At 41.0% G+C, this 13474-nt stretch carries 16 protein-coding genes; 3 read left to right on the top strand and 13 right to left on the bottom strand.

Annotated features, from left to right (window positions below; all coding sequences use genetic code 11):
- Window positions 1-5: 5 nt before the first annotated feature.
- From F6K57_RS03435 to F6K57_RS03420, 4 genes are all read right to left on the bottom strand, one after another.
- Window positions 6-1151: a succinylglutamate desuccinylase/aspartoacylase family protein gene (locus tag F6K57_RS03435; RefSeq protein WP_293020100.1), complete on the bottom strand. Its 1146-nt coding sequence runs from the start codon at window positions 1149-1151 to the stop codon at window positions 6-8.
- Complete coding sequence (locus F6K57_RS03430; protein WP_293020098.1) at window positions 1148-1270, bottom strand: hypothetical protein; 123 nt, start codon at window positions 1268-1270, stop codon at window positions 1148-1150. The genes F6K57_RS03435 and F6K57_RS03430 overlap by 4 nt, the downstream gene beginning before the upstream one ends.
- A gap of 367 nt (window positions 1271-1637) precedes the next feature.
- On the bottom strand, window positions 1638-2069 hold the full coding sequence (locus F6K57_RS03425; protein ID WP_293064830.1) for a polynucleotide kinase: 432 nt from the start codon (window positions 2067-2069) through the stop codon (window positions 1638-1640).
- Window positions 2053-2193 (bottom strand): hypothetical protein, encoded by a 141-nt coding sequence (locus tag F6K57_RS03420; protein WP_293020094.1) that lies wholly within the window; start codon window positions 2191-2193, stop codon window positions 2053-2055. Before F6K57_RS03420 ends, F6K57_RS03425 begins: the two co-directional genes overlap by 17 nt.
- Window positions 2194-2649: 456 nt before the next feature.
- Between F6K57_RS03420 and F6K57_RS03415 the strand changes: the two genes are divergently transcribed.
- Together F6K57_RS03415 and F6K57_RS03410 are read left to right on the top strand one after the other, a co-directional pair.
- The gene (locus F6K57_RS03415; RefSeq protein WP_293064827.1) at window positions 2650-3708 is read left to right on the top strand and encodes a polysaccharide pyruvyl transferase family protein; all 1059 of its coding nucleotides are present in this window, start codon (window positions 2650-2652) and stop codon (window positions 3706-3708) included.
- Between the two features lie 33 nt (window positions 3709-3741).
- The gene (locus F6K57_RS03410) at window positions 3742-4995 is read left to right on the top strand and encodes a hypothetical protein (RefSeq protein WP_293064824.1); all 1254 of its coding nucleotides are present in this window, start codon (window positions 3742-3744) and stop codon (window positions 4993-4995) included.
- 126 nt (window positions 4996-5121) lie between these two features.
- On the opposite strand, the gene F6K57_RS03405 is transcribed toward F6K57_RS03410, so the two are convergent.
- On the bottom strand, window positions 5122-5757 hold the full coding sequence (locus tag F6K57_RS03405; protein WP_293064821.1) for an ATP/GTP-binding protein: 636 nt from the start codon (window positions 5755-5757) through the stop codon (window positions 5122-5124).
- Between the two features lie 112 nt (window positions 5758-5869).
- Here F6K57_RS03405 and F6K57_RS03400 point away from each other — a divergent pair, with 112 nt between their 5' ends.
- Entirely contained in the window at window positions 5870-6100 is a 231-nt protein-coding gene (locus tag F6K57_RS03400) for a hypothetical protein (RefSeq protein ID WP_293064818.1), read from the top strand.
- A gap of 58 nt (window positions 6101-6158) precedes the next feature.
- Here the strand turns inward: F6K57_RS03400 and F6K57_RS03395 are convergent, their stop codons facing one another.
- The 8 genes from F6K57_RS03395 to F6K57_RS03360 all read right to left on the bottom strand — a co-directional run bounded on the left by F6K57_RS03395 (window position 6159) and on the right by F6K57_RS03360 (window position 13056).
- Window positions 6159-6530: a roadblock/LC7 domain-containing protein gene (locus F6K57_RS03395; RefSeq protein ID WP_287313137.1), complete on the bottom strand. Its 372-nt coding sequence runs from the start codon at window positions 6528-6530 to the stop codon at window positions 6159-6161.
- Between the two features lie 261 nt (window positions 6531-6791).
- Window positions 6792-7346 (bottom strand): protoglobin domain-containing protein, encoded by a 555-nt coding sequence (locus tag F6K57_RS03390; protein WP_293020079.1) that lies wholly within the window; start codon window positions 7344-7346, stop codon window positions 6792-6794.
- Window positions 7347-7970: 624 nt separating this feature from the next.
- Window positions 7971-8615, bottom strand: coding sequence for an ATP/GTP-binding protein (locus F6K57_RS03385; RefSeq protein WP_364301066.1), 645 nt, complete (start codon window positions 8613-8615; stop codon window positions 7971-7973).
- A 198-nt stretch (window positions 8616-8813) separates the two neighbouring features.
- Window positions 8814-9917: a saccharopine dehydrogenase NADP-binding domain-containing protein gene (locus tag F6K57_RS03380; protein WP_293020077.1), complete on the bottom strand. Its 1104-nt coding sequence runs from the start codon at window positions 9915-9917 to the stop codon at window positions 8814-8816.
- Window positions 9918-10825: 908 nt separating this feature from the next.
- Entirely contained in the window at window positions 10826-11080 is a 255-nt protein-coding gene (locus F6K57_RS03375) for a hypothetical protein (protein WP_293020141.1), read from the bottom strand.
- 11 nt (window positions 11081-11091) lie between these two features.
- A complete protein-coding gene (locus tag F6K57_RS03370; protein WP_293020075.1) occupies window positions 11092-11493 on the bottom strand; it encodes a substrate-binding domain-containing protein in 402 nt (133 codons plus the stop codon).
- 28 nt (window positions 11494-11521) lie between these two features.
- Window positions 11522-11851 (bottom strand): hypothetical protein, encoded by a 330-nt coding sequence (locus tag F6K57_RS03365; protein ID WP_293020074.1) that lies wholly within the window; start codon window positions 11849-11851, stop codon window positions 11522-11524.
- A gap of 41 nt (window positions 11852-11892) precedes the next feature.
- A complete protein-coding gene (locus F6K57_RS03360; RefSeq protein ID WP_293020073.1) occupies window positions 11893-13056 on the bottom strand; it encodes a Na/Pi symporter in 1164 nt (387 codons plus the stop codon).
- Window positions 13057-13474: the final 418 nt, after the last annotated feature.

Below are 13474 nucleotides of genomic sequence, written 5' to 3'. Positions count from 1 at the left end.
CCTACCTAATTATCAAATTGCCGTATTGATAGCACATATTCTCCTTGATTCGCACTATAATTTGTTGAAACATCAAACACTAAACCATCTGTCTCGGCCTTGATATCAATTACATTCGGTAGATTTCCTTCTTTATTAAAGCTCAGTAGCTGATAAAGTCTATCTCCTACTTTGACAACACTCCCTAACTTAACTCTCGATTGAATCATTCCTCCAGCCGGAGCATAGTATCTCTCGATGTTATCTTTAGATGCTAATTGCATTTTGTAGGAGTCTGGATCAGTTATCGGTAAATCCGGTAGTTTTAACATTCCTTTTTTCGACAAATAGTTTTTGATACCGTATACTCCATTTTTTACCGACTCTGGATTCATTTGCATCCCAGATCCCAATTCTAGAGTCCATGATTCAATATCAAACTGAAGGGTTCTGCCTAACTTAGCCAAGGCTTTCTCTAACCCTTGCCAAGGCTTAATAAATGCCTCATCGAAAGCATCACCATCATACTCATCTTCATGCATCACAATTCCATAATCGAGAAGAAAGTCTTTGGCGCTTTCTTCCCGAGAGTAGAAGCCATACAAGAAATCAAGTCCTTGATTAGTAGAACTATGGATATCAATCACATAGTTAGCATCTACACATAAAGATTGCAGTTGATAGCGGTAAAGGTGACGAAACGGTAATCCCCTCGGAGAGTAGCAGTCTTCTAAGTGTTGTTTCAAGCTAGACTGGATCCGTGCTAAATAGTTATTTCTGATTTCATCAGGGTTCAAATTAAGTTGAGATTGGGCGAAATCCTCTAAATCATCACACTCTTTTTCATAGTCCCAAAAAATCCTATTCCAGTCTTGACCATCGTAAGGATTGAATCCTCCTGTGGCAAAGAAATGACTACGCTGATTAGTGCTAGCTGGATTACAAACAGGGACCAGCCAGATTTCCCCAGTCAGCTGAGTGTCATCCAGAGTGCTCAAAAAGTCAATCAACTGGTGAATCACTGCATTACCAACAATTTCACAACCATGGAGATTGCCTTGTAAATATGCCTTCTTTCCTGGTTGGGAGCCAACGAATTTATAGACTTGGAGCGAAATGCGATCGCCTGAGGTGAGTTGCTGAATTGGAATAGTAGAAATAGTTGGATTCATATAGCAGTTTTAAATTGGGTTAGGTAAAACGTCCTGGGTTTTAGGGAGTAGGGAGTAGGGAGTAGGGAGTAGGGAGTAGGGAGTAGGGAGTAGGGGTAATAAAATTGACTGTACCTCATAAGGATACCATTTAAAAACATTTACAAATATGTCATTAACAATCTTGCTGATTTATCATAACATCAAAAACTCTTCGGTTCTCTTTCCTACTGTTCGATGTTCCCTGTTCCCAAGTTCCCTTTTTCTATCAATCCTAATCAGCCCTCACCTCTACGCGGATATTCTACAAGTGGCGGGAGAGTAACTGGCAACCCGAAACAGATGCGATTGGCCGTAGGCCACGCGGGGCGCGTTCGCTTTCCCTATGGTGAGTTTCTCAATAGACCTATGTCAGCTTCCATATTTGGCTAGCCAATCCAATGTCCACATAAACGGAATTCCAGCTGCAACGGCTGCCTCAGCATCTTCGTTGCGATTGACCTTCGGTCACGCTTCGCGATCGCCAACCATCAAAGCTGAAGAGCCGCTCGTTTTAAACTGCAAAATCATTCCCGGCTTTGGTTTTCGGTATTCTCCAGCGTATGTTTTACTGGTTACTTCAGAAAAGTAGTGTTGCTCGCAATAATAACAGGTTGTCCCATAGTCAGGACAAAAAATAATTCCTTTGAGCTGGGGAAGCAATTTAAGAGTTTTCTGTTGCTCTTTAATACAATTCTTCAGGGTTTTATGTCGGGCTGCAACTCCAGCCTGATTGGTCACCCCAAGAATGATATAACCCTTATTTTTGAAACATTGCAGAGCTTTATCAGCTCCTTCAATAACTTTTTGCTGGTCAGGGTAGTCAATAAATCTACCGTGACCACTCGGCTGGCGAATGGTCCAGTCGCAATCTACAAATAGCTCAAGTTTTGAATTCATGAAGCTTGCTGGGTGGTACACCAATTAGCGATGCAGCGCGGTCTTGGGGAGGTCTAGTCACCTGAACTTGGTGATGGTGCTTGAGATGACCATGAGGCAGTGCGGTCTTGGGGGGAACCCCCATGAGCAACTGCCGTGGTTTCCCCCACTCGCGCTTTGCATCAAGACAGGGAATGGAGGGTTAATTTCCGACTGTATCTTCCATGAGGTCATTGGCATCAAAGCATTATATACTAAGCTTTTTAGGGCTGATGTCACCCCCTCAGTTTTTCATCAAAGCTTAATCTAGTTACTGGTTTAGTTAATGTTTTCGTGAATTTTTCTGGAATTGTGAAAATTTTGCTGAAGTTATATCTATAATTGCTTTTAAAATAAAATTCAGCCAATTCAACTAGTTGATTGAACTCCTGATTAGTTACATCCATGCTTACGACATTTGGCTTGGATGTTTCCCTTGATGGTAATCGCTGATTAAGATGCTGGCTTATTGTCTAATTAATTAGCTGAAGCCACTTGTTTTATAGAGCAATGTACTTGTTGATTAATTTCTAAAAAAATGATATAATCTTAAGGACAGAGTGTGAATATTTTCCTGATTGGTTATTACGGTTATGGTAATATTGGCGACGATTTATTTGTGGCTCAGTTAACTAATTATTTCGCTAGCAAAAAAGATGTCAAAAAAATATTTATCTGTTGCCAAACTAACTATTACCAAGGTTTTAGTGATAAAGTTTTATTCTTTAAGAATGCACAACTATCAAAACTCAAAAGAACTTTATTACTTTTGAAAAGTGACTGCATAGCCTGGGGTGGGGGAACCTTAAACCTGCAAGACAGGCCCAGGAATTTATCAAGGATGCAAGCCTTGTCAAAATTAATGGGTAAGCGTTTCTGCTTCCTGGGTGTTGGATTAGAAAGCGTGAAATCTGAGAAGAAAAAAAAGATAGCTGATATCTTTGAAAAAGCCGACCTGCTATACCTTAGAGATAACCATTCCTATGAAATGGCATTGCAACAGCTTCAACTTTCCAAATCACCTGACTTAGGAGGTGACTTGGCTTTCTTGGATTTGACTATGTATGAAAAGTTTGTCAAACCAGCCAAGCAAGCTAGTGATATTGCCAACATATCCTTCTCTGGAAAATTTTGGTGGGGTGAAGGCAGAGCTGAGTTTTATGCCAAACAGTTAATGCCACTCATTGATAAGTATAATTGTATGATTCATTTGCTACCAGGACATGTAGGAAATGAAAGAAATGATAATCGGTTCCACGAACGACTGAAAAAATATTTACCTGCTGCTAATTGCCAAATCAACTCATGGAAAAATCCGGAAGAGTTTCTAGCAATCCTCAGGCACATGGATTTTCACATAGGTAATCGCCTGCACTCAATTATACTAGCCGATATCCTTGGCATTGCCAATATTGGAATTGTTAATTCCGAATCAAAAATTAAGCATTACATTGATAAGTCAGAAATGCTACCGACAGCAAGAGTGGTAAATTTTATGGAGCCCTTGTCTATAGAGCAGATAGAAACAGTTTTCAAAAATTACAAAAGACCAGAAGAGTTTATCTGCCAAGAATCGAAAACTGCGAAAGAATGTCTTGAGAAAGTTTTTGCCAATAGATAGTTTTTACTTTATTCAAATACACTAACAACTATTATGAAACTACTGCATGTTGAAAAAATCATTGCTAATGACAGAGTGAGACTTGTTGGTCTCGTTCAGGTTGATAGCCTTGACCAAGAAATAGAGATTTATTTTGAATATCCTCAACGATTCGCTGATTTTGTAACTGAAAGCGCCGATGCTTTTGTTCCTGCCTTACTTTTACCGGCAATGGAGAAAGGTGAAAATCTGGAGATCAAACCGCTGATGTCCGCGAAACTTTTCCGCAATTTACCTACCATACAAGATATCTTTCATCAGTGGTATCCATCCCAGCTTAAAAAAGTTTTAGTTACCGCAGATTACCCAACAAACTATGATCAAAAATCCCTTAGCAAAGTTGGGGCATTTTTCTCCTTGGGCGTGGATTCGTTTTATACCTTTATTAAACATACGAAGACCCCTAGCGACTTTGGAATTCCCCTTTCTCATTTAATTTACATGAAAGGCATTGAGCGACCTTTACGCATTTATAAACATGGTCAAGAAAAAAAGGTAATCTCAAGGATTATGGAAGTTGCCCATGCAGCCAGTATAGATTGTATTGTCGGTGAAACAAATATCCGCAATCATTTTAACTTACAATGGGGACCTTATTATCATGGGGCTGGCTTGGCTTCAGTCTCCCTTTCTCTTTCAGCAGGTTTAGAATCTGTTTTAATTCCTTCAACAGATTCTTATAAAGATGTTTTCCCTTGGGGAACTAGCCCATTACTCGACCACCTATGGTCAACGGAAAAAACTAATATAGTTCATGACGGTTCAGAGACCCAAAGGGTTGAAAAAATTGCTAACTTTTTAGCAAAAGACCCTTTGGCTATGAAAAATTTGAGGGTATGTACTAATAATGAAGGTGGTGAAACCAACTGTGGAACCTGCCCTAAATGCGTGAGAACTATGCTGCCTTTACTGATTTCTGGTAATTTAGAAAAAGCCATAACATTTCCAGATCAATTACCCAGTAATTGGAACAGAATATTGCAAATTCAAGATACTCATGATCTAAGTCATGCTGTAGCAATTTTGAAGCTAGCGAAAGAGGTTAAAGCCGAAGAAAAAATAGTAAAAGCTCTTGAGAGCAAAATAGAAAATGGTAAAGCTTATCTATTTTGCCAAGGCAAAACTATTGCTGAAGTAGTAGGTTCAATACTTCACGTTTATTTTATTAAGAAGCCATTTGATTTGGTAAAACAACCAATCAAAGATATTCTAAATAGCCTAAATTTATATAGCGCAAACCAGAGCTGAATGACACCCTGGCCGTAGGCCACGCGGGGCGCGTTCGTTAAGGGCGAGCTTAAGCTAAAAACTTGGAAAAGTCTGGTAGAACTGATTAGCATTCAGCTTTTTCTATAGCTGAATGCTGATCCCTGACTAACCCCCTTCTAAAAACTGGGGATTAGGCCAATGATATTGCTTCTTAACAGGTCGGGGAGCTGGGTGACTTACCTTTTCTCTCCTAGCACTTTCAATAACACTCCCTTGGCAAAGCATCTGAGCCATCAAAATCATTACAGTTTCAAATACTGAGGTCTTATTATTGGGATTAACAGCCACAATTGGGGGTTGATTAGGATCGCCAATGTATGCCATGCGCATCATAATTTCCTCTGGAGTCCATGCCCCTGCAACATCAGTATGAGTCAGACCAATAATCATGGGAATAGTAACCCGCTCCTGCATAAACGATAAAATCTGACGAGCACTAGCAAAATCAGTGGTTCGATTAGCTGCCATCAATAAAATATAGGCGTGAGCTCGGCGAATCAAAATATCCCACATAAAATCAAAGCGAGCTTGACCAGGAGTTCCATACAGGTGCAAATCCAAGTTCCGATTTAAGGGACGCAAACCAAAGTCTAAGGCAACGGTCGTTTTTTTCTTAAGCAATGATGTGGCATCCGTAGCGGTTCGTTCTGTTTCAATAACCGCACCTTCGCTGAATGTTCTGACAAAAGTAGATTTGCCAGCCCCTATTGTTCCCGTTACTACAATCCGTATACTGTCCATTGGGTTATGCTTTCCTAGCAAATACTACAGGTTATCAACTGTGCCAGTAGGTTGGGGTGAATCAAGGTAATTTGTTGACGATTGACGGTTGACGGTTGATGGTTGACTGTTAGTGGTCAACCTTAAACAAAAAATAGCTTACATTGAATTTCACACACCCACTGACGTTATACCAATAACTGACGTTATACCAATAATCGAGAATGCCTTGGCCGTAGGCCACGCTACGCGAACAACAATTTTTAAAAAATTTTACCATTTGGTAATGGGTAATGGGGAATTAATGCTAGTCTTTAAATTCCCCATTACCCATTATCTATCACCCCTTAATAATAACCAATAAACCTATATTGTATCCATTTTCTCTAAAAGGTATTAGTAGAGTAATACCCACAAAATTACTAGAGCAACATTGGTTTTAATTCAGCCAGAGTTCGTTTAATTTCTAACATCAATACTCCCTGCTTAGCTGCTTTACTAGCTAGAACCAGAAATACCGCTTCTTCACCACAACTGGTCAAAACGCTAAATCCCTCTTTACCCTCAACATAGATCCGGTCGATTTCTCCTCTAGCCAGTTCTGAGCCAATTCGCTCACCCAAGGAGAGCATAGCCGCAGACATCGCTGAAACCCGTTCTTCATCCATTTCCCCAGGCAGACTGGATGCTAACGGTAAACCATCGGTCGTGACTACAGCTGCTCCTTGAATATCAGCAGTGGATGTAACAAAATTATGCAGGATATACCCCAATTTTTGAGAATTGATCGCCATTGTTCCCTTACTCCAATTGCAGAATGTGTAATTCGGTTAGTTTGTTTTCCTCGAAACTGATAGCTGATATTTAAGTAGGAGTAGTGCCAATTTGCCAAAACTTATAGACTATTGATTTAGTTTCCAACAAAATCGACACTTAATCTAGCAATCCTATCGGAAAAGTGAACAGTCACAGGTCTTACTCAGGACTCGTAACTTTCCGAGTCTGAACTATTTTATTGACAGGTATTGTTCACAAATGATTTAGGATTGCTCTAGTTACATAGAGCCAGCGCCAGTACTAATCAGACGTCTAAATAGAGCCTCTGTCCAGCCAGTTTCTTTGAGAACCGCTGCCGAACTCACTTCTACATAGGCTTGCTCAATGAAGGCTAAATCAATCATGCAGATCCGACTGAGGGCATCCCGCAAGGCTTCATCTTTACTATCAGTTTTTATCCGGTTAGTAAATGCCTGCACCACAATTGCCATGGCTGGGACGACATGTTGAGGACCGATACCAATTTTCACATGTACCAAACCTATACGCCAACGACGTTCAGCATAGGCTTTTCCCCAGTCATCCATACCAGTGAACATTTCGTAAAACCATTGCACAAAGGTTACCCGTAGGCGCTCCATACGACCTTCCTTCTCTTTCATAATGGCATCCATTTCTTCATCATTACCTAAGTAAGTATAGAAATGGTCTGCCATTTCAGAAGCAATTTCTTTTCCCCAATCTGCCTGTGATTTCAGAAGCACTTTGTCTTCATTGGTCAAATTGACACGCTTTTCCATCTTGGTCATAAATTCCTGGGGATCTAAGCTCATAATTACTCCGATATAGCTGAATCTAACTCTAAGTTATTACTTGACTATTTAGCAAAGCACCCCGATTGACTTTTATAGTATTTAAACAGTATAGCAATGTTTTGATTAATTATTATCTGAATAGATAATTTTAACCGAAAATATAATCATGTAAATTAGTTATATTTTAGCTTATTTTATTAAATAAAAGAGTTACAAGTATTTTTTTGTATAGTTTTAGTGAAGTTTATAGTTTGGGTTTACCAGAATTTTAAACTATTGACTTCATCTATCGTTGAATGTACCTATAACCTAAACTCCTGGATGCTTAGATAATACATTTATAGGTAAACTCTATAACGTTTACCTACTAAGCTTTTCAGCAAGTGATCCGTTCAATCCGGATCACTTTTTTTAGTGACGCTAATTAATGATTTGTGTAGTTTTATAAACACAAATTACAGAACATGGCAATTCTTAGAAACGATAATCCTTGGGGCGAAGTATTCGGCTAGCAAATTTGGGAGCAAACCAAGAATTTATGTGCGAATGCTTCGCCCTGACAAACGTCCTTTGTTTTATGGGTTTCGACCTGACAGGGGCTGGTCAGTTATTTGAGCTGAACGGCACTAGCTACTGGCTTGTCTAGGAATCTAGGAGATCCATCAGAAGCACCAAAGCCTCAAGCACTGAGGTTCGCTGATTGGGATTAACTATCACACTTGGGGGTTGATTGTGAGGGTTGCTATAACCGAGAGTTCTGATAATTTCCTCTGAGGTCATTGCCCCTGGACAATCCATATGGGTTAAACCAATAATCATGGGAACATTTACTCGCTCTTTCATAAACAGCAGAAGCTCACGAGAGTTGTTTAAACTACTGGGTCGATGAACTGGCACCAATACAATATAGGCGTGAGCTTCACTAATCAAAATATCCCACATGAAGTCAAAGCGAGATTGACCAGGAGTACCGTAGATATGAACATTTAGATTGTTACCAAAGGTAAGGCTACCAAAGTCAAATGCAACGGTAGTTTTTTTCTTTAGCAGAAGTATTTCGTCGGTGGCTTTACTTTCTATTTCCACAGCTTCAACATTACTTGCTGTCCTCACAAAAGTAGATTTGCCAGCTCCTACAGTTCCGGTTACTACGACACGGACACTTTTCATGGGATTTACTCCACTAAGACTAGTTAATATTGAGTAGATTTCAGTCTTAGCAGATGAGAAAGGGAAATTTGGTGGGGTAAGTCCTGTAATTTGAGTTAAACTCAGATCTTGAACCAAGTTTAAGATTTACCTGTAAAGGTAGGGAACAGGAATCCCCCCTAGCCTTAGTAAGGGGGGAGGGGAACAGGGAACAGTGATAAGATTTGGTGATTTCAGTACTTAAATTGATTGTTATCACTGCCGTTATTAAGTTTTTTGTACTGGTGCAAGAGCTCAGTTAAAGGAGGATTATCAAAGGGGATTTGGTATTAATACCTAACCTTCAACAGTATTAATCTTGAGTCCTCGACTTTGTATAGTTTGCTCAAATAATGGCGTAGATAGGGCTTGTTCCACCGGCCAAACTCCCGGTTTATTGAGTTGACCAGTAAGCATCAGTTCCGCAATACTACCAGTACCCACCCCAGCAGCGACAGCAGTATTCTCATGGACTAAGGTTGAGCCAGCACGGGCTGATTTACCATCTTTGTAACCAGTAACCTCTGAGCGAATGGCAACACCAACGCCACTAACGCGATCGCTTACATCCGTCATGATGTGGCTGACATGGGACAAAAACTCGATTCCAGCGGGATTTTTCAGCCAAGATGAGGGAAAGATATGGGCAGCTATCCAGGTCAGATGATTATAAAAATCGGGAACTGAGCCAAATTTAGTGATTACCGTGTTAACGGGGAATGAGTCCACTAAGGTCAAGGCTTCTGGCATATCAAACCAGTAGACACCAGCTTTACCATAGGGAGCAGGGAATTGGATGGTTTCGCGTAGGCTATAAGGTTTCACGGTTTGCCACTGATTATCAATCCAAGCTTCAAACGGTTCTTGCAATCCCAGGAAAGTAGTACGCATCACCGTCACTCCAGCACCACCAGAACCCGCAACTACATAGCTGAGGTGAATCCGTTCTGCAACATCTAACTGTTCTACATCGTGACGCACCATACTATTGGAGATACCAGGAAAAATGCCAGAATTCACAATAGCGGTGACACCAGCAGCAGCAGCCTGTTCACGGAAAGCTAACGCTTTGCGGGTGAAAGCACGGTTGTCACTGACATCGAGATAGTTAACCCCTTGTTCGATGCAAGTGTTTAGGACAGTAGCGTCTCGGTAGAGAAACGGACCAGCACAATGGATCACTAGGTTGTGAGATGCGATCGCATTTCTTAACCCCTCCTGATCAGCTAAGTCTAGAGGGAGAAACTGCACGGGGGGCTGTAACTGTTGTGGTAATACTAGATCAAGTTTACCCTGACGTCCGGTAATCGTAATTTTCGCCTGAGTATGGGCAAGTAAGTCTTGCGCTACACTGTTCCCGATTCGTCCTTTGCCTCCTAGGATTAAAACCTGGTCTGTCATTAGATCATGTCCGGTTGAATACTTATCGCATTTCTATATTACGGTTGCTGGTTTCACCGACCGTAGGGAATAGAATCATTAATTATCCTGATGCTCTACGCTCAACTCTTTACTCCTTGTGATTCTGACAACATTTCAAGCATTGATTATCATTTAATTTAATTGTGTCCATTGGGTTTTACTAATAGTAATTTTTTTAACTATGGGTCTTCAGTATCTACTATGCTAAAATGTTAGCTGAAACCTTAACTAAACTCAAAAAATGGATCAAATTATAGCCTGACATGTAGCTTGATTTGACTTCTAAGGATAATCTATTGTTATATAGCGGTTTTCAATTAGGTGAGGTACATGTTTTGAGGGAGTAGGGAGCAGGGAGTAGGGACTTCGGAGCAGGGACTTCGGAGCATAAAAGAGGCAATAGGCATGCTAGCAATAGGCATGCTAGCAAGAGGTAAAAAAGCCTGTGTACCTCGTTATACTAAAAACCGCTATAATGTAATTTGAGGATGTATTTGTCATTATGGCATCAAAAAAGGAAATTAAACTGCTGACAGAACTTCTGGATATAGAAGGGGTAAAAGCTTGTTCACCTGTAAGCATTCAGCTATCAGCTATCAGCTCTCAGCTCTCAGCTCTCAGCTCTCAGCTCTCAGCTTTGAGCTTTGAGCTTTTAAATAAAACAAGTAAGCTTCGTTTAATCTTTGTTACGTCAGCTGACGGCTGAATGCTGACGGCTGACGGCTGACGGCTGACGGCTGACGGCTGAATGCTTACGTTCACGTTACCAGCACAAAGGAATTGGAATAATTTTACAGAAGTGTGGTACAAAAAGTTATAATATCAAATCCGGCTAATCAGTTATCGCAAACGTTGTTTTAGGCCACCAATGAAAACAAGTCAAACCACTAATAAATTTTGGCTGTTCCATTAAAACTTTCAAGGGAGTAAGCAAAACTTCTTCTAACTCTGAGGTCGAAAAATATATAGTCAAAGGTTCCGGAATCCTCTCCTGGACCATAGAGATTAAGAGGACGGTCTGGCCAAGACTGACGAATTTGATTCCACTTTTCGATTTTTACGTTTGCTTGTGGTTGCCAAATTTTATTCAATTCTGCTACGGAAATATCCTCAGCCCAAGTATTTTTAGGGCTGACTACCAGGGTAATAGCATCTAAGGCGACGGGAAGTTCAATATACTTACTCCATTGGCCTTGCAGGTTGCCATCTCATCTGCTTCAATCGGGCGAGAGGCATCATTGATGTCCGTATCCCCAGCACAAAACTTCTTGAAACCGCCGCCAGTACCAGAAAAGCTGACTGCGATCGCAGGGGCATCGGTAACATCTCGTTGGTAACGCTTAGCTGCTTCATAAGAAATGGGAAAGACGGTGCTAGAGCCATCAATTTTGATGAATTTGCCGGTGGAAACTGATAAAACATTGACTGATTCAGTGCTAAATTCACCATCGCCCAGGATGCCAGATTGTGCTGAGTCTTGTACTTGATTTGAACATCCAGTAGCTAGGGTGATTACACCAAGAGTAGCAACTAATGCTCCTAAGATTGTCTTCATGGTTTTTTCCTTGGAAATTTTTATCGCTTTATTTATGCATCAGGTTTTTTAAGCTATCACTGATAGTATGCAGCAGCTGTTCGATGGTTTCTTTTAATTCGTGCCATGCTTCTTCAGCTGCTGCGTTAATGTCTTTGAGTTTAACTTGAGCGTTTTCTAAATGTTCTTCTAGACGCTCGATTTCTTCATGTTGCAATTTTTGGATGAGTTCCTCTCGTTCTGCCTTTAAGCGGTTGAGAGTAGTCTGGGCTTCGTTAATTTGCCCTTCTAATTTTTCAATATATTCCAATCTTTCATTCATGGTATAGGGAAGGGAGTAGGGAGTAGGGAGTAGGGAGTAGGGAACAAAAATTATCAAAATTTATTTAAGCTCCCTATAAATGTTTGATTATTCCACTATTAGAAAATGGCCGTAGCACCAAGGAGGATGCCAGGAATCACAAAAAAGACGCCTATGATATAGGCAAATGCGATCGCTTTTCGTTCACTAGCCACAGCAGCGAGGGTTTCTGCACTGATAATTGGCAAGCGACAGAGGAAGGGAATGCCATAGATGATAACCACCCCAAGCACGTTGTAGATCAAGTGAACCATGGCAATTTCTAGGGCAGGAACGGCTTCTGCGCCAGAAACAGCGGTGGCTGCTAGCAAGGCGGTAATACAGGTGCCAATGTTCGCACCAAGGGTAAAGGGATAGATTTGCGCTAGGCCAAATACCCCTGCACCGGCCAAGGGTACCATCAAGCTGGTGGTAGTGGAGGAAGATTGAACCAGAACTGTCATTAAGGTACCAGCAGCAATACCCGCGATTGGTCCTTTACCAATGGCTGTATGAAGAATATCTTTGGCACGACCGACCATTAGGACTTTAAGCAGTTTGCCAATAAAACTAATGGTCAAGAAAATCATCGCGATTCCTAAAATAATCAAAGCAATACCATCAAAGGGCCCTGGTAAAACGTGAGTTATGGTTTTAAACACACTCACAACTGGCTTAGTGGCAGCTTTGACAAAGTTCAAATCTTTGACACTTAGAGAACCGCCTCCTACTAAGTTTTGAGCTAAGAAATGGGCAATCTTCTCTAGGGGGTGAAAGATAATCTCAACGGGCAGAAAAATGACTACACTCAGTAAGTTGAAAAAGTCATGGATTGTAGCGGCAGCAAAGGCTCGCTTAAATTCTTTCTTATCCCCAATATGACCTAAACTAACTAAGGTATTGGTAATACTGGTACCAATATTTGCCCCCATCACCATTGGCACAGCAGTGGTTACCGGTAAGCCTCCAGCCACTAAACCAACAATAATTGAGGTTACGGTACTGGATGATTGAATTAATGCTGTGGCAACGGTACCAACGATTAGTCCTAAGAAAGGATTAGTGGCAAAGGCAAATAATTCTTTAGCCTGTGATCCGGTTGCGGATTTAAAACCCGTACCAATCATGCCAACTGCTACAATTAGCAGATATACTAAAAGTACAACTTTAATCCATTCCAGAATATTGTTAGTTTGGTTTGCCGGTTGGCTTCTTTCTATAGGTTGCTCTGAAATGTTGCTCATAATTGATGTGAAACTATAGCCTTTCCGGTGAGGTATAAGCCAGAGGGTTCAAGGATTGGTAACGTAAGAGTAGGGATCCCCCCTAACCCCCCTTAGCAAGGGGGGAACAATTGGCTTCACCCTTAGCAAGGGGGGAAAATTGGCTTCACCCTTAGCAAGGGGGGAAAATTGGCTTCACCCTTATTAAGGGGGGAAAATTGGCTTCACCCTTATTAAGGGGGGAAAATTGGCTTCACCCTTATTAAGGGGGGAAAATTGGCTTCACCCTTATTAAGGGGGGAAAATAGGCTTCACCCTTATTAAGGGGGGAAAATTGGCTTCACCCTTAGCAAGGGGGGAAAATTGGCTTCACCCTTATTAAGGGGGGAAAATTGGCTTCACCCTTATTAAGGGGGGAAAATTGGCTTCACCCTTATTA

This window comes from Moorena sp. SIO4A5, from assembly GCF_010672005.1.
Taxonomy (GTDB): domain Bacteria; phylum Cyanobacteriota; class Cyanobacteriia; order Cyanobacteriales; family Coleofasciculaceae; genus Moorena.
The sequence above is the reverse complement of the archived record's forward strand: the minus strand, read 5'-3'. Positions and strand labels throughout refer to the sequence as shown.

What these genes read in the sequence shown, in the direction of transcription:
- F6K57_RS03370 (WP_293020075.1), bottom strand. Translation starts at nt 11,493, where the DNA reads ATGAAGACAATCTTAGGAGCATTAGTTGCTACTCTTGGTGTAATCACC.
- F6K57_RS03420 (WP_293020094.1), bottom strand. Translation starts at nt 2,193, where the DNA reads ATGGGGGTTCCCCCCAAGACCGCACTGCCTCATGGTCATCTCAAGCAC.
- F6K57_RS03380 (WP_293020077.1), bottom strand. Translation starts at nt 9,917, where the DNA reads ATGACAGACCAGGTTTTAATCCTAGGAGGCAAAGGACGAATCGGGAAC.
- F6K57_RS03425 (WP_293064830.1), bottom strand. Translation starts at nt 2,069, where the DNA reads ATGAATTCAAAACTTGAGCTATTTGTAGATTGCGACTGGACCATTCGC.
- F6K57_RS03435 (WP_293020100.1), bottom strand. Translation starts at nt 1,151, where the DNA reads ATGAATCCAACTATTTCTACTATTCCAATTCAGCAACTCACCTCAGGC.
- F6K57_RS03390 (WP_293020079.1), bottom strand. Translation starts at nt 7,346, where the DNA reads ATGAGCTTAGATCCCCAGGAATTTATGACCAAGATGGAAAAGCGTGTC.
- F6K57_RS03405 (WP_293064821.1), bottom strand. Translation starts at nt 5,757, where the DNA reads ATGGACAGTATACGGATTGTAGTAACGGGAACAATAGGGGCTGGCAAA.
- F6K57_RS03395 (WP_287313137.1), bottom strand. Translation starts at nt 6,530, where the DNA reads ATGGCGATCAATTCTCAAAAATTGGGGTATATCCTGCATAATTTTGTT.
- F6K57_RS03430 (WP_293020098.1), bottom strand. Translation starts at nt 1,270, where the DNA reads ATGAGGTACAGTCAATTTTATTACCCCTACTCCCTACTCCCTACTCCC.
- F6K57_RS03360 (WP_293020073.1), bottom strand. Translation starts at nt 13,056, where the DNA reads ATGAGCAACATTTCAGAGCAACCTATAGAAAGAAGCCAACCGGCAAAC.
- F6K57_RS03410 (WP_293064824.1), top strand. Translation starts at nt 3,742, where the DNA reads ATGAAACTACTGCATGTTGAAAAAATCATTGCTAATGACAGAGTGAGA.